The following is a 24,218-nucleotide window of genomic DNA, read 5'->3' on the forward strand; positions in this document are numbered from 1 at the left end:
CCTTTCGCGCTCGCGAGCAACCGCGGCGCGTTCGATCATGTCCGGTCTCCCTGACCAGCATTCAGTATCACTGGCGTTCCGGTGTGGGCAACGCCCACGCCATGCACAAAAGCGCGGCGTCTCATGGGGCGCCGATGCACCGCCGATGCACCCCCTGCGCCAGCGACGCTTCGCTGGCGTCGAAGCACGCTTCGTCGCGGCGCGACGCGCACCCGAACGAGGCGCGCCGCGCGCGACTGCACCAGTTTCGCGCCGTGCCATCGATGGACCGTGTCGCCACCCCCGCGCCCATAACCGCGCCACCACAGGCATCGCACGCGCATTGCGTCGAACGCATCACATGGCATGTGCCTTGCAGTAGACGAGCGGCAAGCCGTGCGAGCTCAGCCAGGCTGGCTGAAATCGGCGCTCATAAACAGTGACCATCGATGACAAGGGGAAAGCACATGAAACGTCGCAGTCTGTTGAAGTACGGCTCCATGTCCGGCGCGCTCGCGCTCGCGGGCCGCGTGCCGTTCGCGCACGCGCAGTCCGATAGCGGTCCGATCAAGGTGGGCATCCTGCATTCGCTGTCCGGCACGATGGCGATCTCCGAGACCTCGCTGAAAGACACCGCGTTGATGACGATCGCCGACATCAACAAGAACGGCGGTGTGATGGGCCGTCAGATCCAGCCGGTGGTCGTCGACCCGGCGTCGAACTGGCCGCTGTTCGCCGAGAAGGCGCGCCAGCTTCTCACGCAGGACAAATGCGCGGTCGTGTTCGGCTGCTGGACCTCGGTGTCGCGCAAGTCGGTGCTGCCGGTGTTCGAGGAACTGAACGGCCTGCTGTTCTATCCGGTGCAGTACGAAGGCGAGGAAATGTCGCGCAACGTGTTCTATACGGGCGCAGCTCCTAACCAGCAGGCGATTCCCGCGACCGAATACCTGATGAGCGCCGAAGGCGGCGGCGCGAAGCGCTTCTTCCTGCTCGGCACCGACTATGTGTATCCGCGCACGACCAACAAGATCCTGCGCGCATTCCTCAAATCGAAGGGCGTGCAGGAAGCCGACATTCAGGAGGTCTATACGCCTTTCGGTCACAGCGACTATCAGACCATCGTCGCCAACATCAAGACCTTCTCGCAAGGCGGCAAGACCGCGGTGATCTCGACCGTGAACGGCGATTCGAACGTGCCGTTCTACAAGGAACTCGGCAACCAGGGGCTGAAGGCGTCGGATGTGCCGGTCGTCGCGTTCTCGGTCGGCGAAGAGGAACTGCGCGGCATCGACACGAAGCCGCTCGTCGGCAATCTCGCTGCCTGGAACTACTTCATGTCGGTGCGCAACCCGTCCAACGAGAAGTTCAAGAAGCAATGGGCCACGTGGGTCAAGGACAACAACCTGCCGGGTGGCACGAAGCGCGTGACCAACGATCCGATGGAGGCGACCTTCGTCGGCATCCATATGTGGAAGCAGGCGGTCGAGAAAGCAAAGAGCACCGACGTCGACAAGGTGCGCGTCGCGATGGTCGGGCAGACCTTCGCGGCACCGTCGGGCTTCACGCTGGAGATGGACGGCAACCACCATCTGCACAAGCCGGTGATGATCGGCGAGGTACGCGCGGATGGCCAGTTCAACGTCGTGTGGCGTACCAAGGGGCCGATCCGCGCGCAACCGTGGAGCCCGTTCATCGCCGGCAATGCGGGCAAGCCGGATGTCGTCAGCTCGATTCCGGCGTTCCTGCGGCGCTCGCGCGTCGCGTGACGTGTCGGCGTGAATCGCACCGCGGCGCGCGGCGAACCGCGCGTGTCTCGCCACAGCAGCCGCGTGCCGCGACGTGCGGCCTGCGTACCGGCACGCGCAGCGCACGCGCGGCGGCGCCTCCCTGAAGCCGCGGCGGCACCCTCGCGCGCCCGAGCGGCTCATCGATTCAATCCAGTGCAAAAGGCCATCATGGCGTTTTCATTTCCGACTTCCGTACGACGACGCAGCGCGGCGCTCGTGCTGCCGCTCGCGGTCCTTCTCGCCGCCGCGCCGGGCGCCGCATTCGCGCTGACCCAGGCCGACGTCGCGCCGCTCGCCGGCGACGACTTCGAGGCGAAGTCCGCCGCGATCGACAAACTGATCGCCACGCACGATACCGCGTCGCTCGCGGTGCTGAAGGCCCTCGCCGACGACAGCGCGCTCGCCACCGACTCAGGCGCGGTACTGCTGCAGGACGGCGACGCCACCCGCGATGCCGTCACCGGCCAACCGGTCGCCGCGAGCGACGGGCAACCCATCACGCTGAACAATCTGCTGCGCTCGAAAGTAGCGGGCGCGCTGTCGGGTCTGCAACTCGCGTCGCCCGATCAGGCGACACGCGCAGCCGCCATCGATGCGCTGCTGCAAAACCCCGATCCATCGATCAAACCGCTGGTGGACGCCGCCCGCGCCAAAGAAACCGATCCCGCGCTGAAGAAGCGTCTCGACACGCTTTGGGCGATGAGCGCATTGCACGACCCGGACCCTTCGAAGCGTCTCGAAGCCGTGCAACTGGTCGCCGCGCGCCACGACCTCGAAATGAACGAGTTGCTGCGCCCGCTAGTCGCGAAGAAAGGCGACGGCACGTATGTCGAAACCGACGAACGCGTGCGCGCGGCCGCGCAAAGCGGCATCGACGAGCTCGATGCGATCCAGCGCCGCAGCCAGATCGCGGGCACGCTGTTCGCCGGGCTGTCGCTCGGCAGCGTGCTGCTGCTCGCCGCGCTCGGCCTCGCAATCACGTATGGGCTGATCGGCGTGATCAACATGGCCCACGGCGAATTCCTGATGATCGGCGCCTACGCGACCTACGTCGTGCAGAACCTCGTTCAGCGCTTCGCGCCCAACGCGTTCGACTGGTATCCGCTCCTCGCGATACCGGCCTCCTTCGTCGCGGCCGCGCTGGTCGGCATCGTGCTCGAGCGGCTCGTATTGAAGCATCTGTACGGCCGCCCGCTCGAAACGCTGCTGACCACCTTCGGCGTGAGCCTGATTCTGATTCAGGCGACCCGCATGCTGTTCGGCGCGCAGAACGTCCAGGTCGTCAATCCGTCGTGGATGAGCGGCGGCGTCACCGTCCTGCCGAACCTGATCCTGCCGTACAACCGGCTCGCGATTCTCGCGTTCTCGCTGATCGTCGTCGCGATCGCGTGGGCCGTGCTCACGCGCACGCGCTTGGGTCTGTTCGTGCGCGCGGTCACCCAGAACCGCCGGATGGCCGCGTGCGTCGGCGTAAAAACCGCGCGCGTCGATTCGTATGCGTTCGCATTCGGCGCGGGCATCGCCGGGCTCGGCGGCTGCGCGCTGTCGCAGATCGGCAATGTCGGGCCCGACCTTGGCCAGAGCTACATCATCGATTCCTTCATGGCGGTCGTGCTAGGCGGTGTCGGCCAGCTTGCGGGTACTGTGCTCGGCGGCTTCGGCCTCGGGCTCGTCAGCAAGGCGATCGAACCGTTCTGGGGCGCGGTGCTCGCGAAGATCGCGGTACTCGTGCTGATCGTGCTGTTCATCCAGAAGCGTCCGCAGGGCATGTTCGCCTTGAAGGGACGCAGCGCGGAGGCATGAGATGGCATCGGCTACTTCATCGGCGAACCCCTCTTCCGCGACATCGTCGCGCGCAGGTGCCGGCGCCGCGCGCGAGTTCAACACCGGCTTTGCGCTCGGCCTGCCACCGCGGCCCGCGTTGCTGTCGCGTCGCGCGTGGCTCGCGCTGATCGCGTTGATCATCGTGGTCGGCCTCGGCGTGCCGTTCGCCGCGCTGGTGATTCCGCAAACGAGCGCCTTGCATCTGTCCGCGTACGCGATGACGCTGACCGGCAAGTTCATGTGCTATGCGATCGCCGCGCTGGCGCTCGATCTGGTGTGGGGCTACTGCGGCATCCTGAGTCTGGGCCACGCGTTGTTCTTCGCGCTCGGCGGCTATGCGATCGGTATGTACCTGATGCGCGCGATCGGTCACGACGGCAAGTACGGCAGCGATCTGCCCGACTTCATGGTGTTTCTCGACTGGCACCAGTTGCCGTGGTACTGGCAAGGCACGCAGCATCTCGGCTACGCGCTGCTGCTCGTCGTGCTGGTGCCGGCCGTGGTCGCGTGGGTGTTCGGCTTCTTCACGTTCCGTTCGCGCGTGAAGGGCGTGTATCTGTCGATCATCACGCAGGCGATGACCTTCGCCGCGATGCTGCTGTTCTATCGCAACGAAACGGGCTTTGGCGGCAATAACGGCTTTACCGACTTCAAGCGCATCGGCGGTTTTCCGATCACGCATCAGGGCACCCGCGCCGTATTGCTGCTGATCACGTTCGCGGTGCTGATCGCCGCGTTCATCGGCGCGCGCGCGATCGTCACGTCGAAGCTCGGCCGTGTCGTGACCGCAGTGCGCGACGGCGAAACGCGGCTGATGTTTCTCGGCTACAGCCCGCTCGCGTACAAGCTGTTCGTGTGGACCGTGTCGGCGGTGCTGTGCGGCATCGCGGGCGCGTTGTACGTGCCGCAGGTCGGCATCATCAATCCGGGCGAGATGTCGCCGGGCAACTCGATCGAAATGGCGATCTGGGTGGCGGTCGGCGGACGCGGCACACTGATCGGACCGATCATCGGCGCGTTCGCGGTGAACGGCGCGAAGAGCTTCTTTACGGCGAACTTCCCCGAATACTGGCTGTTCTTTCTCGGCCTGATCTTCGTGCTGGTGCCGTTGCTGCTGCCGAACGGCATCATGGGTCTCGCCGATCTGCTGACGCGTAAAAGAAACCGCTGAGGAACCGCTGATGAACGAAAACCCGATGGTTCCCGATCTGGATTTGCCCGAAGCACCGCCGGAACGCTCGCTGAGCGGCGTCGCGAGCATGGGGCACACGGTCGTGCCCGGCGAGATCGACATATCGCACGGCACGATCCTGTACCTCGAAGACGTGACCGTCAGCTTCGACGGCTTTCGCGCACTCAACGCGTTATCGCTCGCGATCGACGCGGGCGAACTGCGCTGCATCATCGGCCCGAATGGCGCGGGCAAGACGACGATGATGGACGTGATCACGGGCAAGACCGCACCCGATCACGGCAAGGTGTTTCTCGGCCAGTCGATCGATCTGACGCGGATGAACGAACCGGCGATCGCGCGCGCCGGCATCGGCCGCAAGTTCCAGAAGCCGACCGTATTCGAGCAGCATCCGGTGTGGGAAAACCTCGAACTCGCGATGAAAACCGACAAGGGCTGGTGGGCGTCGCTGCGCGCGCGGCTCGATCGCGACGCGCAGGCGCGCATCGAGCAAACGCTCGCGCTGATCGGGCTGGAAAGCGAAGCGCGCAGGCTCGCCGGCGAGCTATCGCACGGCCAGAAGCAGCGCCTCGAAATCGGCATGCTGCTCATGCAACGCCCAGCGCTGCTGCTGCTCGACGAACCCGCGGCCGGTATGACCGACGACGAAACCATGCAGCTCGCCGAATTGCTCAACCACCTGCGCGGCACCTGCTCGATGATGGTCGTCGAGCACGACATGGAGTTCGTCGCGGCGCTCGCGGGCGACACGGGCAAGGTGACGGTGATGGCCGAAGGCCGCCTGCTCGCGCACGGCACGCTCGACGAAGTGAAGCGCGATGAGACCGTGATCGAGTCTTATCTCGGCCGCTGATTGCAGCTCGAGGCGGTACCGCATCGTCCACCCGACAGGATGACTGAACCATGCTCGAAGTAGACCGACTGAACCAGTACTACGGCGGCAGCCATATTCTGCGCGACGTGAAGCTCACGGTGCCCGACCGCAAGCTGACGGTGCTGCTAGGGCGCAACGGCGTCGGCAAGACCACGCTGCTGCGCTGCCTGATGGGCGTCGTGCCCGCGAAGAGCGGTGCGATCGCGTGGCGCGGCGAACCGCTGATGAAACTACCCACGCATGCGCGCGTCGCCCAGGGGCTCGCCTACGTGCCGCAGGGCCGCGATATTTTTCCGCGCTTGACCGTCGAGGAAAACCTGCTGGTGGGCGCCGCCAGCAGAAAGTCGCCGAAGAAAATCCCCGATCGCATCTACGAGCTGTTCCCGGTGCTGGAGGACATGCGCAACCGGCGCGGCGGCGATCTGTCCGGCGGTCAGCAGCAACAGCTCGCGATCGGCCGCGCGCTGATGAGCGAGCCGCAACTGCTGATCCTCGACGAGCCGACCGAGGGCATCCAGCCGTCGATCATTCAGGACATCGGCCGCACGCTGCGGCAGCTCGTCGAGGACATGGGCATGACGGTGCTGCTCGTCGAGCAGTACTACGATTTCGCCAAAGCGATCGCCGATCGTTACTGGGTGATGAGTCGCGGCGAAATCATCGCGGGCGGTGAAGGGGCGAACATGGATGCCGATGGAGTGCGGGGTTTGATTGCCGTGTAAGCGTTTCTTCAATCTGCAACAGCCATTAGAAAGCTTGCGGCCCGCGCCGTCGGCCCCGTCTGATGCGACTGAAGCTCACCACTCAAGTTATCCGCCGCGCAACCGTTACATAGGCTAGGCAGCGCCGCAACGGTTCGACGAGGTGGACACCATGGACGACAACAAGCAGGTCAGACGCGAGTTTTACAGGAACCCAGCCTCCTATTGCAGGGTGATGAACGTGGTGTCGGCGGTCACCTTCGGTTTATTCGAGGTGGACAGCGGCGGTACGGTCGGCATGCTGTCGGTGCGCTGCGAGAAGCTCGGCAACGAGCTCGCGCCCCAGCTGCACGCGTACTACGACAGCTGGCACGTGCTTGCGTCGTTCCAGGACGTCCTCGCGAGAATGGCTGAGACGACCGGTCCGTCGTGTTCGCCGGAAGCTTTCTGTCAGCTCTTGCTCGACTGCGGGTTCATCAATCGCGCGGAACGCGGCGTGGACGATCACGCCGCGCCGACCCGCGTGCGCTAGACACTGCCGCAGTAAAAACCAGGTTAGCAACACAACATCATTAAAGAAGGGAGAAAAGCATGTCCGTGACGGTTCACGTCGAGTATCAGTACTGCCGACATGGCAAGAAAGCAATCGAGACAGGCAGCGACTCGTTGACCGTCCAGGAAAACACCCCGCGCGCGATCGTCGCGTTGCTGCGGCTGCTGCATCCGCAGTGGGAGGGCATCAAGGTGCTGTCGGTGACCGAGGCCTCGCCTGAAGGCACTGCGTCGTAGTCGCTAGCGCGCGGCTCTCGCGCCGCGACCGCGTGCTATCCTCGCCGCACGCCGGTTCCCCCTTTCATCCGCATGTCGCTCCACGAAAATCACGCCTCGCTCGCCGCCGCGCACTCCTCGTGGCGCGCGCGACTCGAACTCGGCTTCGTCGGCGGCGACGCTCGCACGACGCTCGCCCACCGGCTTCACGATGGGCCGCTGCGCGTGCAACGGCCGCTCTATCCGGAAGGCCCGGCGATCTGTCACGCGGTGATCGTGCATCCCCCCGGCGGCGTCGCGGGTGGCGATCAGCTCGACATCGACATCACGCTCGCCGCGCACACACATGCGGTGCTGACGACGCCGGGCGCAACCAAGTGGTACAAGTCGAATGGCCGCGCGGCGCGGCAGTGCATCGCGCTCAGGGTCGGCGAACAGGCGAAGCTCGACTGGCTGCCGCAAAACAACATCGTGTTCGATCACGCGAACGCGCAACTCGATTTTTCGCTGACGCTCGGCGCCGGCGCGAGCGCGATCGGCTGGGACGCGACGCAGCTCGGACGCCAGGCGGCCGGCGAACGCTGGTCGGCGGGTAGCTTGCGCGCGGTGTCGCGCATCGTCGGCGCGAATGGCGAGCTGCTGTGGTTCGAACGCGCGACTCTCAGCGCCGACGATCCGCTGCGCGACGCGCCGCAGGGTCTCGCCGGCTTTCCGGCCTACGGCACGCTGTGGGCCGTAGGCGCCGCTTGCGACGACGCGCTCGCCGAGTCGCTCACCGCGCAACTGCCGTTCGACGACACGTTGCGAGCGGCAGCCTCGTGCGTGACCAACGGCGTACTGCTCGTGCGCGCGGTGTCGCGCTCGATGGAAACGCTGCAGCACGCGCTCACGCGCTGCTGGCTGCAATTGCGGCCGGTCGTGCATGGTGTCGCGGCGGTGCCGTTGCGGATCTGGTCGACCTGAGCGCGCGGCTTCCTTCTTTCGCCTTCATCACCCTCTTCGCGCACCAAGGCGGCGCACGCGCGCGCCCCAACCATGTGCGCGAACCGGCGTAGCGTGCCGCCCAGCCACAGCCCAGCGCGATGGCACACAGTTTGCGTTGGATTCGCCACTTCGCCACCGGACACGAAGAAGCCAGCGACGACCCGACCCCAACGACACCACCACCGCTCACGCCGATGACCCGCACCTTCTCCCGCTCCGCGCGCCGCACCTTGCTGGCCGCATTGCTCGCCCTGCCCATCGTCGCCGACCTCGCGTTTCATGCGGGCGCCGCGCACGCCGACACGCTCGACAACATCGCCAAGGCCGGCGTGCTGAAGGTCGCCGTGCCCGAAGACTATCCGCCGTTCGGCTCGGTCGGTCCCGACATGAAGCCGCAGGGCTACGACATCGACACGGCCGCGCTGCTCGCCAAAGCGATGAACGTGAAGCTCGAACTGGTGCCGGTCAACAGCGCGAACCGCATTCCGTATCTGCAAACGGGCAAGGTCGATCTCGTGATCTCGTCGCTCGGCAAAACGCCTGAGCGCGAGAAAGTAATCGACTTCTCGAGCGCGTACGCGCCGTACTACCAGGGCGTGTTCGGTCCCGCCGATATCAAGGTCAGCGGTCCTGCCGATCTGACAGGCAAGACCGTCGGCGCGACGCGCGGCGCGCTCGAGGAAATCGGTCTCACGCAGATGGCGCCGAACGCGACGATCAAACGCTTCGAGGACAACAACGCGACGATCGCCGCGTTCCTGTCCGGCCAGGTGCAGCTGATCGCGGCCGGCAACATCGTCGCGGCCGCGATCCTCGCGAAAAATCCGCCGCGCCGTCCAGAACCGAAGTTCGTGATCAAGAACTCGCCGTGCTTCGTCGGCATGAATAAAAACGAGCCGCGTCTGCAACAGAAGGTCGATGCCGCGATCGCGCAGGCAAAGCAGGACGGCACGCTCGGTGCGATGTCGAAGAAGTGGTTCGGCGCACCGCTGCCTGCCGATCTGTGATCCTGCAAGCACGACTGTAAGCGCGCCGTTAGCCGGGCTTGATACCGTGACCGGCTGATGGCGCGACGACCACGCCGCCACGACAAATCAACGCCGAGATCCACACCCGATGAAGCTGACACCTCGCGAGAAGGACAAGCTGCTGATCTTCACCGCCGCGCTGCTCGCCGAACGGCGCCGTGCGCGCGGCCTCAAGCTGAACTATCCGGAGGCGGTCGCCTTCATCACCGCCGCGCTGATGGAAGCCGCGCGCGACGGCAAGAGCGTCGCCGAGGTGATGCACCACGGCACCACGCTGCTCACGCGCGCCGACGTGATGGAGGGGGTCCCCGAAATGATCCCCGACATCCAGGTCGAAGCGACGTTCCCCGACGGCACCAAGCTCGTCACCGTCCATCATCCGATTCCCTGAAGTCCTCTTCGTCAAGGCAGGCCCCATGATTCCCGGCGAACTCCTCATCGACGACGGCGAGCACGAACTGAACGCGGGCCGCGCGACGCTCACGCTGGTCGTGTCGAATACCGGCGACCGTCCCGTGCAGATCGGCTCGCATTACCACTTCTACGAAGTGAACGACGCGCTGTCATTCGATCGCGAAGCAGCGCGCGGCTTTCGGCTGAATATCGCGGCGGGTACCGCGGTGCGCTTCGAGCCCGGCCAGGAGCGCACGGTCGAACTCGTCGCGGTGGCGGGCGAGCGCATCGTGTACGGCTTCAACGGCAAGGTGATGGGCAAGCTGTGATGCGCTGCCCGCGCCCTGGCGATTCGACCACCCTGCTCGGCCATACGTTGCTTGTAGCCCGCTTGTAGCTCACTCCGGACCCACACCATGACACTACGCATTGGCCGCCGCGCGTACGCGGAGATGTTCGGCCCCACCACCGGCGACCGCGTGCGCCTCGCCGACACCGAACTGCTGATCGAGATCGAGCGCGACTTCACGACCTACGGCGAAGAGGTCAAGTTCGGCGGCGGCAAGGTGATTCGCGACGGCATGGGCCAATCGCAGCGCGTGCATGCCGAGGTCGTGGATACCGTCGTGACGAATGCGGTGATCCTCGATCACTGGGGCATCGTGAAGGCCGACATCGGCATCAAGGACGGCCGCATCGCGGCGATCGGCAAGGCGGGCAATCCCGACATTCAGCCGAACGTGACGATCGCGATCGGCGCGGCCACCGAAGTGATCGCGGGCGAAGGGCTGATCGTGACCGCGGGCGGCATCGATACGCACATCCACTTCATCAGCCCGCAGCAGATCGAGGAAGCGCTCGCGAGCGGCGTGACGACGATGCTCGGCGGCGGCACCGGCCCCGCGACCGGCACGAATGCGACGACCTGCACGCCGGGGCCGTGGCATCTCGAACGCATGCTGCAAGCGGCCGATGGTTATCCGATGAACCTCGGCTTTCTCGGCAAGGGCAACGTGAGCCAGCCGGCACCGCTGACCGAACAGATCGCCGCTGGCGCGATCGGCCTGAAGCTGCACGAGGACTGGGGCACGACACCCGCGGCGATCGACAACTGTCTTTCCGTCGCCGACGATACCGACACGCAGGTCGCGATCCACACCGATACGCTGAACGAAGCGGGCTTCGTCGAAACGACCGTTGCCGCGTTCAAGGGCCGCACGATCCATACCTATCACACCGAAGGCGCGGGCGGCGGCCACGCGCCGGATATCATCAAGGTGTGCGGCGAAGCGAACGTGCTGCCGTCGTCGACGAATCCGACACGGCCGTACACGGTCAACACGCTCGACGAGCATCTCGACATGCTGATGGTGTGCCATCACCTCGATCCGTCGATTGCGGAAGACATCGCGTTCGCCGAATCGCGGATTCGCCGCGAGACGATCGCGGCCGAGGACATCCTGCACGATCTCGGCGCGCTTTCGATGCTATCTTCGGATTCGCAGGCGATGGGCCGCGTCGGCGAAGTGATCATCCGCACGTGGCAGACCGCGCACAAGATGAAGGTGCAACGCGGCGCGCTGCCCGAGGACAACGCGCGTTGCGACAATTTCCGCGCGAAGCGCTACGTCGCGAAGTACACGATCAATCCGGCGATCACGCACGGCATCGCGCATGAGGTCGGCTCGATCGAGCCTGGCAAGTGGGCCGATCTGGTGTTCTGGGAGCCGGCGTTTTTCGGCATCAAGCCGTCGCTGATCCTGAAGGGCGGCATGATCGCGATGGCGCAGATGGGAGATCCGAATGCATCGATTCCGACGCCGCAGCCCGTGCATTATCGCGAGATGTTCGCGACGCGCGGTGGCGCGCTGGGTCGCACGTCGCTGACCTTCGTGTCGCAACTCGCCGCCGATGCGAACGTCGCCGAACGCTATGGTTTGGAAAAGCGCATCGTCGCGGTGAAGAACTGCCGCAGCGTGACGAAGGCCGACATGATTCACAACGCGTGGCGCCCGAACATCAGCGTCGATCCGGAAACCTACCAGGTGATCGCCGACGGCCAGCTGCTGACCTGCGACCCGGCCACCGTGCTGCCGATGGCGCAACGCTATTTCCTGTTCTGACCATGCGTACACTGAACAAACTTCTCGCGCCGCATCTGAGGATTGCGCCCGTACTCGTCAAGCGAGCGCCGACATTGACGCTCGCGTTCGATGAACGTCGCAAGAGCCGTCTTGCCGCGACGCTCGATAACGGCGAGGAAATCGCCTTGCTGTTGCCGCGCGGCACCGTGCTGCGCGATGGCGACGTGCTCGTCGCCGATGATGGCGCGCTCGTGCGTGTCGTCGCGGCTGACGAAGCCGTGCTTGTGGTACGCGCTTCGGACGCGTTGACGTTGACGCGCGCCGCGTATCACCTGGGCAATCGTCATACGCCGGTCGAAGTGGGCACCGATTATCTGAAGCTCGAATACGATCCGGTGCTCGCCGACATGCTCGAGCGCATCGGCGCGACGCTCGAGCAGGTGTCGCTGCCGTTTCACCCTGAGGCCGGTGCATATGGCGGCGGGCACAAGCATGGGCACGACGAGACGTTCGCCGAGGACTATGCGATCGCGCAACAGGTGTTTGGTGAGCATCATGGGCATGAGCACTCGCACGATCACGACCATGACCACGTGCACGACGAATCGTGCGGACATGGGCACCACTCGCATCACCATGCGCATCGCTGAACTCACCGCGCTGCTGCATCTCGCGTCGCCGGCGCTGCCGATCGGCGCGTTCAGCTATTCACAGGGTCTCGAAGCGGCGATCGAAGCGCAACTCATCACCGACGCCGACTCCGCGCGTACGTGGATCGAGTGCGGGCTGACTGACGTGCTCGCGCGCGGCGAGTTGCCGTTCCTCGCGCAGCAGATCGAACGCTGGCGCACGCACGACGCCGTCGAACTCGCCGACGCCAACGCCGAATTCCTCGCGAGCCGCGAGTCCGCCGAACTGCGCCGCGAAACCGAGCAGATGGGTTGGTCGCTGCGGCAGTTGTCCGTGTCGCTCGAATGGGGCGATGCGGCGAGGCGCGAAACGCTCGCGTCGCTCGCGCCGCTCGCGCTGCCGAGCGCGTTCGCATTCGCCGCCTACGCGCACGATGCGTCCACCGATGCCGCGCTCGCCGCCTACGCGTTCAGCTGGGTCGAGAACCAGGCCGCCGCCGCGTTGAAGGCGGTGCCGCTCGGCCAGCTCGCGGGACAGCGCATCATCGTCGCGCTGCGCGAACCAATCGACGCAGCCGTCGCGCGTGCGCTCGCCATTTCGCGTGACGGCCTCAACACATTCGCACCGCAGCTCGGCATTCTGTCGGCGCGCCACGAGTCGCAGTATTCGCGGCTCTTCCGCTCGTAACACGATTTCTACGGTCCATCATGAACGCACCTCATCATCCGGCCTCTCATACCGCGACCCAGACCCGCACGAAGAAGCTGCCGCCGCTGCGCGTGGGCGTCGGCGGCCCGGTCGGTTCGGGCAAGACCACGCTGCTCGAAATGCTGTGCAAGGCGATGCGCGACCAGTACGACCTCGTCGCGATCACGAACGACATCTATACGAAAGAGGATCAGCGTCTGCTGACCGTCGCGGGCGCGCTGCCGGCCGAGCGCATCATGGGTGTCGAGACGGGCGGCTGCCCGCATACGGCGATCCGCGAGGACGCGTCGATCAACCTCGAAGCGGTCGAGCGCATGCTCACGCGTTTTCCGGACGCGGACATCGTGTTCATCGAATCGGGTGGCGACAATCTCGCGGCAACCTTCAGCCCGGAGCTCTCGGACCTGACGATCTACGTGATCGATGTTGCGGGCGGCGAGAAGATCCCGCGCAAGGGCGGACCCGGCATCACGAAGTCGGATCTGCTCGTGATCAACAAGACCGATCTCGCGCCGCTGGTGGGCGCGAATCTCGACGTGATGGCGTCGGACGCGAAGAAGATGCGCGGCGAGCGGCCCTTCGTGATGTGCAATCTGAAGGCGCTCGAGGGGCTCGACGAGGTGGTGAAGTTTATTGAGAAGAAGGGGTTGTTGAAGGTGTGAGCCAGTGACGTGTCACTCGCCAGGATGGCATTCGTGCAGGAATGCCATCATTTCGCTGCCATCCTTCGACAGATAGAAGCGCACCATCTTCTCGTTGAACTCGGCCGCGCGCTGAGCGGGCACGCTGATCGCATCGATACCGTTCGCCATCAGCACGCCGTTCATCATGAAGCGCGACGTGCGCTTGTTGCCGTCGAAGAAAAACTGCTGCAACGCGCCGAACAGGAAGAACGCACAGCCGCGTTCGAATGGATTGGAAACTTCTTGGCTGAGCGCGCGGACACCTGCGCCAAAAACCCGGTTGAGCTCTGGAGCACCAGGCACGGTGGGCAAAGGCGTATATCGCCCCGCCTCACCCAACGCGACGTCTGGCGTATAGCGCGTCTCTTCACCTTCACCGCGGAAAACACCCCATTCGAGCGCTTCGTTACGCGCGACGAGGCGATGCAGGTCGCAGAAAGTCGCCTTGTCGAGTGCAAACTGACCGTTTTGGACGATCAGCAGCAAACGTTTCGAGCTCTCGGCGAGATTGAGGATCTGTTCCTGGTCGGAGATTTTCCGTCCGCCAACCGTGACGCCGTCGAGAAGCGTCTTAACCTCGGGAAACGTAAACGGATTCCCTTCGAGCACGCTTGCATCCCAGACGAATTCCGGCAGCATGCGATGAAAACGGAAACACACCCGTTTGATCGAATGGACCGGAATGTCCTGTGGAACCGCAGCGCGATCCCATTGAAAACCGAGTTCGGTGAAAAGCGTCATCGCAGGTGTTGAGAAAGCAGTTCAGATGGCAGGGCCGGTGCTTGCAGAACCCCAATGTGCGGAGAATAACTTATTTGTGGGCGCGTGAAGCGCAAGACCAGGGGCCACCTCGCGCGGCACCCTTGGTCACTCCGGCAATAACGCCGCCAACACATCGACCGTCCTCGCCGTCGCCCCGCGATGCCTCGCCGCAAACGCGGCAGCCGCACCGCCCATCGCGAGCCGCCGCGACTTGTCGCCGAACAGCTCGCGCAGCGCGCGCGCCAGATCGGCCGGGTCCTGCACCTGCACGGCGGCACCGGCCGCGACCGCATCGGCGGTGGCCTGCGTGAAGTTGAAAACGTGTGGCCCGATCAGCACCGGCACGCCGACCGCGCACGCTTCGATCAGGTTCTGTCCGCCGAGCGGCAGCAGACTGCCGCCGATGAACGCAAGATCCGACGCCGCGTAGTAAGCGCCCAACTCGCCCATCGAATCGCCGAGCAGCACGTTCACGTCTCGCGGCAGCGGTGGCACGCCATCGTCGGCGATGCGCGCGGCCGACGCGACCTTTGCATCTGGTGCCCAGTTCGATCGGCGTTCGAGCCGCAACCCCGCCTTCTCGACGAGCGCCGCGACTTCATTGAAGCGTTGCGGGTGACGCGGCACCAGAATCAGCAGCGCATCGTCGACGCCGAGCGCCGCGAACGCGTCGAGCACCAGCGCTTCTTCGCCCTCGCGCGTGCTCGCCGCGACCCACACGGGCCGCGTGCCGATCGCCGCGCGCCACGCGTGGCCGCGCGCCGCGAGTTCGGGCGGCGTGCTCATGTCGAACTTCAGATTGCCGAGCACCGCGACGTTGCGCGCGCCGAGCGAGGTCAGCCGCTCGGCATCGGACGGGCTCTGCGCGAGCACGCGCGCGAAGCCGCCGAACACGTCTTTCGTCGCGCCGCCGAACTTCGCCGCGCGCTTGAACGACCGCGCCGACATCCGCGCATTGGTCAGCACGAGCGGCACGTCGGCGCGCCGGCATTCGTCGATCAAGGTCGGCCATACCTCGGTCTCCATCACGAGACCGAGCGACGGCCGCCACGCGCGCAAGAAGCGCCGTACCGCATGCGGCATGTCGTACGGTAGATAGCTGCGCAACACGCGATCGCCGAAAATCTCGCTGCCGGTCGCGCGGCCGCTCGGCGTCATGTGCGTGAGCAGAATGCGCGCGTCGGGGCGCGCCTTCATCAGCGCATCGATCAGCGGCTGCGCGGCGCGCGTCTCGCCAACCGACACCGCATGCACCCAGATCAACGGCGCGTTGTCTTCGGGCAGGCGTCCACGCGAATAACCGAAGCGCTCGCCGATATGCTCGCGGTAACCGCGCTCCTTGCGCGAACGGATCAACAGACGCAGCACGGCAAGCGGCGCGATCAGCCACCAGAGCGCGCGATAGATCGCTCTTAGCATCGGCGCTCCGCGTGGTTCGTCTTCGTCGCAAAGTCCACGGCGCTGATACGCCCGATGCGGGCCGGCACCTGCCCGGCCCTCGAATCGACAGCCGCGCTCAAACCAGCGCCCTGCCCTTCAGGCGCTCGAGAATGCCGAGCGGCGCGCATTCCGGCTGCGCCATCGCCTTCACCGGCAGGAAGAAAGTCTGCTCCAGCATGAACTGGCCGGACATCACCGCGTGCGAGGTCTGGTCGGAGAAGCACACCCACACGCTGCCCGGCGGAAACGGCATGGTCTCTTGCGGACTCGTCTTCTGATAGTCGAGGTCGGCCTTCATGCTGTCGTGCAGATTGAGCATCAGATGGTCGTATTCGCTGCGCAGCGACTTCGTCACATGCAGCAGGTTCAGCAGCCACGCGGAGCCCGGCATCTGCGGCTTGATGCGCGGCAGGAAGCGCTGCGCCATGTCCTCGAACGGCTCGCCGACGCGCCACACGCGCGGCACGCCATGCGGGTTCACGTTGGTGAACACGCGCAGGATGCGCTCGCCGTAGTTAGGCCGCGACGGAAACGCGTCGACGTGCAGACGGCTGTCGTCCTTGCGCCACGAGGTTTCGCGCGTCTCGACCTGATGCAGCCGCAGGCTCGTCGGCGCGACGCGCAATTTGCCGTTGTACTCGGGAAAGAGCCCGTCGACGAGCGTGCGCGCATTCGCCTGATAACGCGCGATCAACGCGCGCACCGCCGATTGCGTGACCGCATCGCCGGCCACGCCATGCAACGCGCCGCCGTTCGGTTCGAGGCTGATGTTCTTGCGGTTCGGATCGGCGATCGCGGGATCGAGCAACGCCTGCTCGCCACCGTCGATCGCGAAGCGCAGGTTCGGGAAGTACAGCACCTTGCCGCGCTCGACGCCGGCGAGCAGCGTCTCGCGCGGCACGGACAGGTTGCAGCCGTGCCAGTCGGCGTTCGCTACTTCGATGATCTGGGTTTCGTTCATGATCGCCCTTGGGAACGGAGGGTGCGCAAGGCGAAGCGCACCGGCGGGTGACAGCCCGTGCCGATGACTGCCGGCCCGGGTTACAGCAAACCAAACGCGGCCAGCGCCGACTTGACCTGCTGCAGCGTGGGCGGCTGACCGGCCGCGCCGAGATTGACGACGTTCGGCGACCAGTAGCCGCCGGTGCGCCACGCGGTCGAGAAATTGTACAACTCGACCGTAGGCCGCTTCAGCGCCGCCGCGATGTGGACGAGACCTGTGTCGACCCCGACCGTCGCGGCCGCGCCATCGATCAGCCCGACCACCGCCGACAGCGACAGCTTCGGCGGCACGATCGCGGCCGCGCCGAATTCCTTCGCGAGCCGCTCGCTGGTCGCGCGCTCGGCGTCGCTGCCCCACGGCAGCACGATCGACGCGCCGCGCCGCACCAGCGTTTGCCCGAGTTCGATCCACGCGGCGTCGGGCCACTGCTTGTCGGCGCGCGAAGTCGCGTGCACGAACACCACGTACGGCACCGGCAGATTCAGATTGGCTTGCGACAGCGCGAGCGCGGCACGGCCCGTATCGAGACCGAAGTCGATGTCGTCGGTGGGTTGCGGCGGCGGATCGTTCAGCGCCGCGGCCACCAGTTGCCGCGTGCGTTCGACCACGTGCGTGCGTGGCGCGATCGGCACGCGCCGCCCGTAGAAGAAGCGCACCGGCCATTCGTAGCCGGCGCCGTCGGTGCGGTTGCCGAGGCCGACGAGAGGTCCGCGCGCCATGCGAGCGACCCACGCGGTCTTGATGAGCCCCTGGCAGTCGATCACCAGATCGTAGTGCTCGGCGGCGAGCGCGCGACGAAACGCGCCGATCTCGCGCCAGTTGTCGACGGACAGGATGCGCTTGCGCCAGCGCCGCAGCGACACTGGAATCGCGCGCCGCACGCCGCTCACGAGCTCCACGAGCCCGACGAAGCTCTCCTCGACGAGCCAGTCGATCTGCGCGTCGGGATGGCGGCGCCGGATGTCGGCTATCACGGGCATGTTGTGAACGACGTCGCCCAGCGACGACACCCTCACGATGAGTATCTTTTGCGCGCTCAAGAGTGGGAAAACCGGCTATCCGGCTCGAAGATGCGTTGAAAGGACCGCAATTCTAGCGCGTCGGATATCAAAGACATGAAAAACGCGGCGCGGTAAGGCAACCCGCGCCGCGTTCGGTAGCGGCGAGCTTCGATCCGTCTTGACGAATTTCGAAGCGCGCCGCCGCATCAGCCGTCAGAACGGCAGTTTCGCATCGGCCTTCTCCGCGAGAATCACGCGGCGGAAGTCGTCCTGGATGCGCTTGAGCGCCGCGTCGTTGTCGGCTTCGAAACGCATCACGACGACCGGCGTCGTATTCGACGAACGCGCGAGGCCGAAGCCGTCCGGATACTCGACGCGCAGACCGTCGATCTTCACGACGTTGTCCGCACCGGTGAACTTGGCGTTCTGCTGCAAACGCGCGATCAGCTCGAAGTTCTCGCCTTCCTCGAGCTTCAGTTGCAGCTCGGGCGTGGAGTGCGAGTTCGGCAGCGAGTTCAGCAGCTTGCTCGGGTCGGCGACGCGCGTGAGGATCTCGAGCAGACGCGCGCCGGTGTACAGGCCGTCGTCGAAACCATACCAGCGGTCCTTGAAGAACACGTGTCCGCTCATTTCACCGGCCAGCGGCGCGCCGGTTTCGCGCAGCTTCGCCTTCACGAGCGAGTGGCCGGTCTTCCACATCAGCGGCTCGCCGCCCTTGTCCTTGACCCACTTCGCGAGATTGCGCGTGCACTTCACGTCGTAGATGATCTGCGCGCCCTTGTTGCGCGACAGCACTTCTTCGGCGAACAGCATCAGCTGACGGTCCGGGTAGATGATCTGGCCATCCTTGGTGACGACGCCCAGGCGGTCGCCGTCGCCGTCGAACGCGAAGCCGATTTCCGCATCGGTTTCCTTCAGCGCGCGAATCACGTCTTCGAGGTTCTCCGGGTGCGCCGGGTCCGGGTGGTGATTCGGGAAGTTGCCGTCGACTTCGGTGAACAGCTCGACCAGTTCGCAGCCGAGCTTTTTGAACAGCTTGGGTGCGAGCGCGCCGGCCACGCCGTTGCCGGTATCGACGACGATCTTGATCGGACGCGCGAGCTTCACGTCGCTCGCGATGCGCTCGAGATACGCGTCGGCGATGTCGTATTCGGTGTAGCTGCCGTTACCGTCGGCGAAGTTCTCGTCGACGATGCGCTGATGCAGCGCGAGGATTTGCTCGCCGTAAATGGCCGCGCCGCGCAGCACCATCTTGAAGCCGTTGTAGTCCGGCGGATTATGGCTACCGGTCACGACGATGCACGAGTCGACCCGGCGCTCGCCGCCCGCGAGCTTCAACGGTACGCTCGCCGCGAAGTAGCCGACCGGCGTGGGCACCATACCCACGTTCACGACATCGACGCCGGCCGCACGTAGGCCGTCGGACAGCGCGCCGATCAGTTCGGGGCCCGACAGGCGCCCGTCGCGCGCGACCACGACCGCGTCGCCGCCCTGCGCGCGCACTTCGCTGCCGAAGGCGCGGCCGATGGAACGCGCGGCGTCCGCGTCGAGCGTCTTGCCAATGACGCCACGAATGTCATACGCCTTGAAAATCGATTTGGAGATCATGTTGGCTCACTTGCGTGCAATGGAAAATTTTGACCTGCGCACAGACGATAACCGGTAAAAACGCGGAAAAAATCGCATTAAAAACCACCGTAATACGCGCGTTAAAAAACCGCGTTATCACGCCTCGTTGCGCCCTTGCCGGAAGCGGTCCGGTTCCAACTTATAATTGCGTTCTTCTGACCAGCCTGAATAACGCCATTCTAATGCTTAGACGCCCTCCCTTTGTAAAGTTGCCGTGGCTGCCGGCCGGGCGGGCGAACGCGCATAGCGCCGCATGCATGGCCGCACGAGGTGGCTTGACCGACGCGCAGCGGCGAGCGGCCAACGGATGCTGACACTCAAGCGCTTTGCCAATCCCGACGTCACGCGCGCGTTTACGAACATCGTCTGGCTGGGTCTCGAACGGCTCACGCAGATCGGCGTGGCAATCGTGATCAGCGGCATCCTCGCGCGTTACTTCGGACCCGATACGTTCGGCAAATGGCAGTACGCGAACACGCTGCTGCTGGTGCTGTCGCCGATCACATGGGTGTGCGGCGCGGAAATCCTCGTACCGACCATCGTCAACCGGCCGCCCGAACAACTCGGTACCGTACTCGGCAGCGCGTTCGCGTTGCGTTTCTCCGTCTCGGCCGTCGCGCTGCTGCTCACGTGGCTCGGCATTGCGCTGCATTTCTTCGAGCCGCTCGTCGGCGCGATGCTCGCCGGCCTCGCGCTCACGATGCTGTTTCGCGAGCCGTTCGTCGGCGTGATCAACGCGTGGCTGCAAAGCATGACCTACAGCAAGCCGCAGTTGCTGACCAGCATGAGCACCGCTGTGATCAAGGCCGGCCTCGTCTATCTGCTGGTGCGCGCGACGGCCGCGCCCGCACGTTTCGGCTGGCTGTGGGCGCTCGAATCGGCGGCGATCGGCGCGGTGCTGTTGCTCTACTTCATGCGCCGGCATGGCGGCAAGCTGGGCTGGCATGTCGAACGTTCGCTCTTCAAGCACTTCGCGAGCGCGGGCACGGTATTCTGGCTCGGGCTCATCTGTATGTATCTGTTCCTGAAGCTCGACCGGCTGATGCTCGAGCGCGCGATTTCGTTCGCCGACCTCGGACGCTACTCGGCCGCCCAGCAGTTGAATGAAAACTGGATCACGCTCGCGCTGATGCTCGCGCAAACCATTGCGCCCGCCTTCGTCTACCGCGTGCAAGGCATCGCGCAACTGCGCCGCAACATGTGGCGGCTCACCGCGCTGACCGCCGTGCTGATGGTGTGCGGCGCGTTCGTGCTCGATCTGCTCGCGGGCTTCATCATCCGCCGCGTGTTCGGGCCGGAGTTCGAAGGCGCGATCGAGATCTTCCGCTGGGCCGTGTGGCTGTCGGTGCCCGCGGGTATCGAGGCGATCGGCAATCTGGTCGTGCTCAAGTATCAGGCCAAGTTCGTGTTGCTGGCGAAGTGGCTGCTCGCGCTCGCCGTCGCGTTCGCCGTCAATCTATTGGCGATCCCGCGACTCGGCGCGTATGGCGCGCTCGTCGGCCTCGCGGCCGGTTATCTGGCGGCCGCCTCGGTCAATCTTTATTACATCCGTTTCAAATTGCGCCCATGACGAATTCATCCGCCACCGCGCAAACCACGCTCGACGACGTCGCGGTGCTGATGCCCGCCTACAACGGCCAGGCGGACGTCGATTCTACGCTCGCGTCGTTTGAAGAAAGTGCGCTGGTGCACGTTTTGATCGTCGATGACGGCAGCACGCCGCCGATCGTCGCGCCCACGCTGCCGAACCTGAAGATCGAAGTGCTGCGCATGGCGCGCAACAGCGGCATCGAGCGCGCGCTGCAAACCGGCATCGATGCCCTCGCGCAGCGCGGGTTTCGTTTTGCGGCGCGCATCGACGCGGGCGATCGCGCGGTGCCGCAGCGGCTCGCGAAGCAGCGCGCGTTCATGGGAGCGCATCCGAACGTGGCGGGCCTCGGCATGTGGACCCAGGTCGTCACGCGTGCGGGCGAGCCGCTTTTCATGCTGACGCCGCCGGCCGAGCCCTATGTAATTCGGCGCCAGCGCTTTTTCCGCTCGTGCCTCGCGCATCCGTCGATGATGCTGCGTATCGATGCCGTCCGCACAGTCGGCAACTACCGCGCCGCGTATCCTTCGGCCGAGGACCTCGATCTGTTCTTACGTCTGATGGAACGCTACGACTGCGCGAATCTGCCGGAACTCGGCCTGTTCTATGAGCTGAACGAAGGCGGCATCAGCGCGACGAAGCGGCGCCGGCAGATCGGTTCGACGCTGCGTTTGCAGATGCGCTATTTCAACGTGGCCAATCCATACGACTGGCTCGGCCTCGCGAAGAATCTGTCGCATCTGCTGCTGCCTTATCGCACGTTGCAGCGGGTCAAGCGCGCGCTGCTCACGCCGCGCGCGAGCCGTTGAGGCGCGCCGCGTATGAGCGCTGTCGCAGCCGCCTGGTTCGCTGAGCTTCGCGCCGCTGCGTACGGTGCTGTTTTCGTATCACTGGTCCACACTTCATTCAACGCCGTGCCCTTTTTCGCATGAAGCCCTCTTTCAAGTCGACGCCCGCGCTGCGCATTACACTCGTCTGCAACACGGCCTGGGCAATCTATACGTATCGGCAAGGGCTGATCCGCACACTGATCGGGCGCGGGGTCGATGTGACGGTGCTTGCGCCGCGCGACCGCACGTTCGAGCTGCTCGCCGCGATGGGCTGCCGCTGCATCGAGCTGCCGATGGCGTCGAAGGGCACGAGTCCGGGCGAAGATCTGCGCACGCTCTTCGCGCTCTATCGGCAGTACAGGACGATCCGTCCGCATGTGGTGTTTCACTACACGATCAAGCCGAACATCTACGGCTCGATCGCGGCGAAGCTGGCTGGCGTGCAGTCGGTGGCGGTCACCACGGGGCTCGGCTATGTATTCATCCAGCACAGCCGTGCCGCGCAGATCGCCAAAAGGCTGTATCGTTTCGCGTTCCGCTTTCCGCGTGAAGTGTGGTTCCTGAATCGCGACGATCAGGCCGCGTTCATCGACGGCAAGCTGCTCGCGCATCCCGAGCGCGCGCGGCTGTTGCACGGCGAGGGCGTCGATCTCGAACAGTTCGCGTTCACGCCGCTGCGCGCTCGGGCGGAGTTTCGCTTCGTGCTGATCGGGCGGCTGCTGTGGGACAAAGGCGTCGGCGAGTACGTCGAGGCCGCGCGGCAATTGCGCGCGCGCTATCCTCATGCGCGCTTCCAGTTGCTCGGGCCTGTCGGCGTCGACAATCCGAGCGCGATCACGCGCGACGAAGTCGCCGCGTGGGAACAGGAGGGCGTGGTCGAATATCTGGGCGAAGCGCACGACGTGCGGCCGTGCATCGCCGATGCGGATTGTGTCGTGCTACCGTCGTATCGCGAAGGCGTGCCGCGCACGCTGATGGAAGCGTCGGCGATGGGCCGGCCGATCGTCGCGACCGACGTGCCCGGCTGCCGCGAGGTAGTGGCCGACGGTGTCAACGGCTTGTTGTGCGAAGCGCGCAATGCGCAGAGCCTCGCCGCGAGTCTCGCGCGCATGCTCGATATGAGCGACGCGGAGCGGCGCGCGATGGCGGAACGCGGCCGGCAGAAAGTCGCGACCGAATTCGACGAACGCATGGTCGTCGAAACGTATAAAGACCTGGTCCAGAAAATCACGGGTGTTTTACTTTAAGGGAGCAACAGCATGACCACGAAGGGCACGATTCTGGTAACCGGCGGCGCGGGTTTCATCGGCTCGCACACCTGCGTCGAACTGCTGAACGGCGGCTACGACGTCGTGGTGATCGACAACCTCGTGAATAGCAAGCGCGAATCGTTGCGGCGCGTTGAGCAAATAACCGGCCGTGCGGTGAGCTTCTATGACAACGACGCGCGCGACGCAGCCGCGCTGCAGCGCATTTTCGATGCGCATCCGATCACCGGCGCGATCCATTTCGCGGCGCTGAAAGCGGTCGGCGAATCGGTCGCGAAGCCGATCGAGTATTACGCGAACAACGTCGGCAGCCTGCTGACGCTGCTCGGCGTGATGCGCGATCGCAACGTCAAGCAGTTCGTGTTCAGTTCGTCGGCCACGGTGTACGGCGTGCCGAAAAGCTCGCCGATCGACGAATCGTTCCCGCTGTCGGCGACCAATCCGTATGGTCAATCGAAGCTGATCGCCGAGCAGATCTTGCGCGATCTGGAAGTGTCGGACCCGTCGTGGCGCATCGCGACGCTGCGCTACTTCAATCCGGTCGGCGCGCATGAGAGCGGCCTGATCGGCGAAGATCCGGCCGGCATTCCGAACAACCTGATGCCGTACGTCGCGCAGGTCGCGGTCGGCAAGCTCGAAAAGCTGCGCGTGTTCGGCGGCGACTACGAAACGCCCGACGGCACCGGCGTGCGCGATTACATCCACGTGGTCGATCTCGCGCGCGGGCATCTCGCCGCGCTCGATGCGCTCGTCGAGCGCGATGCGAGCTTCGTCGTCAATCTGGGAACGGGCCAGGGCTATAGCGTGCTCGACGTGGTGCGCTCGTTCGAGAAGGCGTCGGGCCGACCGGTGCCGTACGAGATCGTCGCGCGCCGACCGGGCGACGTCGCGCAGTGTTTCGCGGACCCGAGCGCGGCCGAGAAGATCATCGGCTGGCGCGCGCAGTTCGGCATCGAGCGCATGTGCGCGGACCACTGGCGCTGGCAGTCGACGAATCCGCAGGGGTTTGCTTAAAGCGCTTCGGCGTCATCGCGTCGGGATAAAAAACGACGGCGGCATTCG

Annotated in this window: 24 protein-coding genes; 19 read left to right on the forward strand and 5 right to left on the reverse strand. The window is 65.1% G+C overall.

From position 1 onward, the window contains the following. The first annotated feature begins 446 nt into the window (after window positions 1-446). The 15 genes from urtA to ureG all read left to right on the forward strand — a co-directional run bounded on the left by urtA (window position 447) and on the right by ureG (window position 13,614). On the forward strand, window positions 447-1,745 hold the full coding sequence (gene urtA, locus AB3X86_RS00690; RefSeq protein WP_176109344.1) for an urea ABC transporter substrate-binding protein: 1,299 nt from the start codon (window positions 447-449) through the stop codon (window positions 1,743-1,745). A 189-nt stretch (window positions 1,746-1,934) separates the two neighbouring features. Next, the gene (gene urtB / locus AB3X86_RS00695; protein WP_368594557.1) at window positions 1,935-3,569 is read left to right on the forward strand and encodes an urea ABC transporter permease subunit UrtB; all 1,635 of its coding nucleotides are present in this window, start codon (window positions 1,935-1,937) and stop codon (window positions 3,567-3,569) included. 1 nt (window position 3,570) lies between these two features. Further along, entirely contained in the window at window positions 3,571-4,761 is a 1,191-nt protein-coding gene (gene urtC, locus AB3X86_RS00700) for an urea ABC transporter permease subunit UrtC (RefSeq protein ID WP_368594558.1), read from the forward strand. A 10-nt stretch (window positions 4,762-4,771) separates the two neighbouring features. Then, entirely contained in the window at window positions 4,772-5,635 is an 864-nt protein-coding gene (gene urtD, locus AB3X86_RS00705) for an urea ABC transporter ATP-binding protein UrtD (protein WP_368594559.1), read from the forward strand. A gap of 50 nt (window positions 5,636-5,685) precedes the next feature. Beyond that, complete coding sequence (gene urtE, locus AB3X86_RS00710) at window positions 5,686-6,378, forward strand: urea ABC transporter ATP-binding subunit UrtE (RefSeq protein ID WP_368594560.1); 693 nt, start codon at window positions 5,686-5,688, stop codon at window positions 6,376-6,378. Between the two features lie 151 nt (window positions 6,379-6,529). After that, a complete protein-coding gene (locus AB3X86_RS00715) occupies window positions 6,530-6,889 on the forward strand; it encodes a hypothetical protein (RefSeq protein WP_368594561.1) in 360 nt (119 codons plus the stop codon). 59 nt (window positions 6,890-6,948) lie between these two features. Then, window positions 6,949-7,146 (forward strand): hypothetical protein, encoded by a 198-nt coding sequence (locus tag AB3X86_RS00720; protein ID WP_176109348.1) that lies wholly within the window; start codon window positions 6,949-6,951, stop codon window positions 7,144-7,146. A 72-nt stretch (window positions 7,147-7,218) separates the two neighbouring features. After that, the gene (locus tag AB3X86_RS00725) at window positions 7,219-8,088 is read left to right on the forward strand and encodes an urease accessory protein UreD (RefSeq protein WP_176109349.1); all 870 of its coding nucleotides are present in this window, start codon (window positions 7,219-7,221) and stop codon (window positions 8,086-8,088) included. A gap of 215 nt (window positions 8,089-8,303) precedes the next feature. After that, on the forward strand, window positions 8,304-9,116 hold the full coding sequence (locus tag AB3X86_RS00730; protein WP_368594987.1) for a transporter substrate-binding domain-containing protein: 813 nt from the start codon (window positions 8,304-8,306) through the stop codon (window positions 9,114-9,116). A 109-nt stretch (window positions 9,117-9,225) separates the two neighbouring features. Next, window positions 9,226-9,528 (forward strand): urease subunit gamma, encoded by a 303-nt coding sequence (locus AB3X86_RS00735; RefSeq protein WP_368594562.1) that lies wholly within the window; start codon window positions 9,226-9,228, stop codon window positions 9,526-9,528. Window positions 9,529-9,553: 25 nt separating this feature from the next. After that, on the forward strand, window positions 9,554-9,859 hold the full coding sequence (locus AB3X86_RS00740; protein WP_368594563.1) for an urease subunit beta: 306 nt from the start codon (window positions 9,554-9,556) through the stop codon (window positions 9,857-9,859). Between the two features lie 87 nt (window positions 9,860-9,946). Continuing rightward, window positions 9,947-11,653, forward strand: coding sequence for an urease subunit alpha (gene ureC, locus AB3X86_RS00745; RefSeq protein ID WP_368594564.1), 1,707 nt, complete (start codon window positions 9,947-9,949; stop codon window positions 11,651-11,653). Between the two features lie 2 nt (window positions 11,654-11,655). Further along, window positions 11,656-12,264, forward strand: coding sequence for an urease accessory protein UreE (ureE, locus tag AB3X86_RS00750; RefSeq protein ID WP_368594565.1), 609 nt, complete (start codon window positions 11,656-11,658; stop codon window positions 12,262-12,264). Further along, entirely contained in the window at window positions 12,251-12,931 is a 681-nt protein-coding gene (locus AB3X86_RS00755; protein ID WP_368594988.1) for an urease accessory protein UreF, read from the forward strand. The genes ureE and AB3X86_RS00755 overlap by 14 nt, the downstream gene beginning before the upstream one ends. A gap of 20 nt (window positions 12,932-12,951) precedes the next feature. Further along, window positions 12,952-13,614, forward strand: a complete 663-nt coding sequence (ureG, locus tag AB3X86_RS00760) for an urease accessory protein UreG (protein ID WP_184227810.1) — start codon at window positions 12,952-12,954, stop codon at window positions 13,612-13,614. Window positions 13,615-13,626: 12 nt separating this feature from the next. Here the strand turns inward: ureG and AB3X86_RS00765 are convergent, their stop codons facing one another. The 5 genes from AB3X86_RS00765 to AB3X86_RS00785 form a co-directional block, all read right to left on the reverse strand. Beyond that, on the reverse strand, window positions 13,627-14,376 hold the full coding sequence (locus tag AB3X86_RS00765; RefSeq protein WP_368594566.1) for a Fic family protein: 750 nt from the start codon (window positions 14,374-14,376) through the stop codon (window positions 13,627-13,629). 126 nt (window positions 14,377-14,502) lie between these two features. After that, a complete protein-coding gene (gene waaA / locus AB3X86_RS00770; RefSeq protein WP_368594567.1) occupies window positions 14,503-15,816 on the reverse strand; it encodes a lipid IV(A) 3-deoxy-D-manno-octulosonic acid transferase in 1,314 nt (437 codons plus the stop codon). A 97-nt stretch (window positions 15,817-15,913) separates the two neighbouring features. Beyond that, complete coding sequence (locus AB3X86_RS00775) at window positions 15,914-16,798, reverse strand: Kdo hydroxylase family protein (RefSeq protein ID WP_368594568.1); 885 nt, start codon at window positions 16,796-16,798, stop codon at window positions 15,914-15,916. Window positions 16,799-16,878: 80 nt separating this feature from the next. Continuing rightward, window positions 16,879-17,820: a lipopolysaccharide heptosyltransferase I gene (gene waaC / locus AB3X86_RS00780; RefSeq protein ID WP_368594989.1), complete on the reverse strand. Its 942-nt coding sequence runs from the start codon at window positions 17,818-17,820 to the stop codon at window positions 16,879-16,881. A gap of 234 nt (window positions 17,821-18,054) precedes the next feature. Next, the gene (locus AB3X86_RS00785; protein WP_176109359.1) at window positions 18,055-19,449 is read right to left on the reverse strand and encodes a phosphomannomutase/phosphoglucomutase; all 1,395 of its coding nucleotides are present in this window, start codon (window positions 19,447-19,449) and stop codon (window positions 18,055-18,057) included. 328 nt (window positions 19,450-19,777) lie between these two features. Here AB3X86_RS00785 and AB3X86_RS00790 point away from each other — a divergent pair, with 328 nt between their 5' ends. The 4 genes from AB3X86_RS00790 (at window position 19,778) to galE (ending at window position 24,170) form a co-directional block, all read left to right on the forward strand. Further along, window positions 19,778-21,040, forward strand: a complete 1,263-nt coding sequence (locus AB3X86_RS00790; protein WP_368594569.1) for an oligosaccharide flippase family protein — start codon at window positions 19,778-19,780, stop codon at window positions 21,038-21,040. Continuing rightward, window positions 21,037-21,867, forward strand: coding sequence for a glycosyltransferase (locus AB3X86_RS00795; RefSeq protein ID WP_368594570.1), 831 nt, complete (start codon window positions 21,037-21,039; stop codon window positions 21,865-21,867). The genes AB3X86_RS00790 and AB3X86_RS00795 overlap by 4 nt, the downstream gene beginning before the upstream one ends. Window positions 21,868-21,986: 119 nt before the next feature. Beyond that, the gene (locus AB3X86_RS00800; protein ID WP_368594571.1) at window positions 21,987-23,135 is read left to right on the forward strand and encodes a glycosyltransferase family 4 protein; all 1,149 of its coding nucleotides are present in this window, start codon (window positions 21,987-21,989) and stop codon (window positions 23,133-23,135) included. Window positions 23,136-23,147: 12 nt separating this feature from the next. Further along, window positions 23,148-24,170: a UDP-glucose 4-epimerase GalE gene (galE, locus tag AB3X86_RS00805; protein WP_176121105.1), complete on the forward strand. Its 1,023-nt coding sequence runs from the start codon at window positions 23,148-23,150 to the stop codon at window positions 24,168-24,170. The last annotated feature ends 48 nt before the right edge of the window (window positions 24,171-24,218 follow it).

Source organism: Paraburkholderia sp. BR14374, from assembly GCF_040948685.1.
Classification (GTDB): domain Bacteria; phylum Pseudomonadota; class Gammaproteobacteria; order Burkholderiales; family Burkholderiaceae; genus Paraburkholderia; species Paraburkholderia youngii.

Coding starts and splice junctions, on each gene's coding strand:
- AB3X86_RS00775 (WP_368594568.1), bottom strand. CDS start 16,798: ATGAACGAAACCCAGATCATCGAAGTAGCGAACGCCGACTGGCACGGC.
- AB3X86_RS00765 (WP_368594566.1), bottom strand. CDS start 14,376: ATGACGCTTTTCACCGAACTCGGTTTTCAATGGGATCGCGCTGCGGTT.
- AB3X86_RS00800 (WP_368594571.1), top strand. CDS start 21,987: ATGAAGCCCTCTTTCAAGTCGACGCCCGCGCTGCGCATTACACTCGTC.
- AB3X86_RS00790 (WP_368594569.1), top strand. CDS start 19,778: ATGCTGACACTCAAGCGCTTTGCCAATCCCGACGTCACGCGCGCGTTT.
- AB3X86_RS00730 (WP_368594987.1), top strand. CDS start 8,304: ATGACCCGCACCTTCTCCCGCTCCGCGCGCCGCACCTTGCTGGCCGCA.
- AB3X86_RS00725 (WP_176109349.1), top strand. CDS start 7,219: ATGTCGCTCCACGAAAATCACGCCTCGCTCGCCGCCGCGCACTCCTCG.
- urtD (WP_368594559.1), top strand. CDS start 4,772: ATGAACGAAAACCCGATGGTTCCCGATCTGGATTTGCCCGAAGCACCG.
- urtC (WP_368594558.1), top strand. CDS start 3,571: ATGGCATCGGCTACTTCATCGGCGAACCCCTCTTCCGCGACATCGTCG.
- urtE (WP_368594560.1), top strand. CDS start 5,686: ATGCTCGAAGTAGACCGACTGAACCAGTACTACGGCGGCAGCCATATT.
- ureC (WP_368594564.1), top strand. CDS start 9,947: ATGACACTACGCATTGGCCGCCGCGCGTACGCGGAGATGTTCGGCCCC.
- AB3X86_RS00740 (WP_368594563.1), top strand. CDS start 9,554: ATGATTCCCGGCGAACTCCTCATCGACGACGGCGAGCACGAACTGAAC.
- waaC (WP_368594989.1), bottom strand. CDS start 17,820: ATGCCCGTGATAGCCGACATCCGGCGCCGCCATCCCGACGCGCAGATC.
- AB3X86_RS00715 (WP_368594561.1), top strand. CDS start 6,530: ATGGACGACAACAAGCAGGTCAGACGCGAGTTTTACAGGAACCCAGCC.
- urtB (WP_368594557.1), top strand. CDS start 1,935: ATGGCGTTTTCATTTCCGACTTCCGTACGACGACGCAGCGCGGCGCTC.
- urtA (WP_176109344.1), top strand. CDS start 447: ATGAAACGTCGCAGTCTGTTGAAGTACGGCTCCATGTCCGGCGCGCTC.
- waaA (WP_368594567.1), bottom strand. CDS start 15,816: ATGCTAAGAGCGATCTATCGCGCGCTCTGGTGGCTGATCGCGCCGCTT.
- galE (WP_176121105.1), top strand. CDS start 23,148: ATGACCACGAAGGGCACGATTCTGGTAACCGGCGGCGCGGGTTTCATC.
- AB3X86_RS00795 (WP_368594570.1), top strand. CDS start 21,037: ATGACGAATTCATCCGCCACCGCGCAAACCACGCTCGACGACGTCGCG.
- AB3X86_RS00755 (WP_368594988.1), top strand. CDS start 12,251: ATGCGCATCGCTGAACTCACCGCGCTGCTGCATCTCGCGTCGCCGGCG.
- ureE (WP_368594565.1), top strand. CDS start 11,656: ATGCGTACACTGAACAAACTTCTCGCGCCGCATCTGAGGATTGCGCCC.
- AB3X86_RS00785 (WP_176109359.1), bottom strand. CDS start 19,449: ATGATCTCCAAATCGATTTTCAAGGCGTATGACATTCGTGGCGTCATT.
- ureG (WP_184227810.1), top strand. CDS start 12,952: ATGAACGCACCTCATCATCCGGCCTCTCATACCGCGACCCAGACCCGC.
- AB3X86_RS00720 (WP_176109348.1), top strand. CDS start 6,949: ATGTCCGTGACGGTTCACGTCGAGTATCAGTACTGCCGACATGGCAAG.
- AB3X86_RS00735 (WP_368594562.1), top strand. CDS start 9,226: ATGAAGCTGACACCTCGCGAGAAGGACAAGCTGCTGATCTTCACCGCC.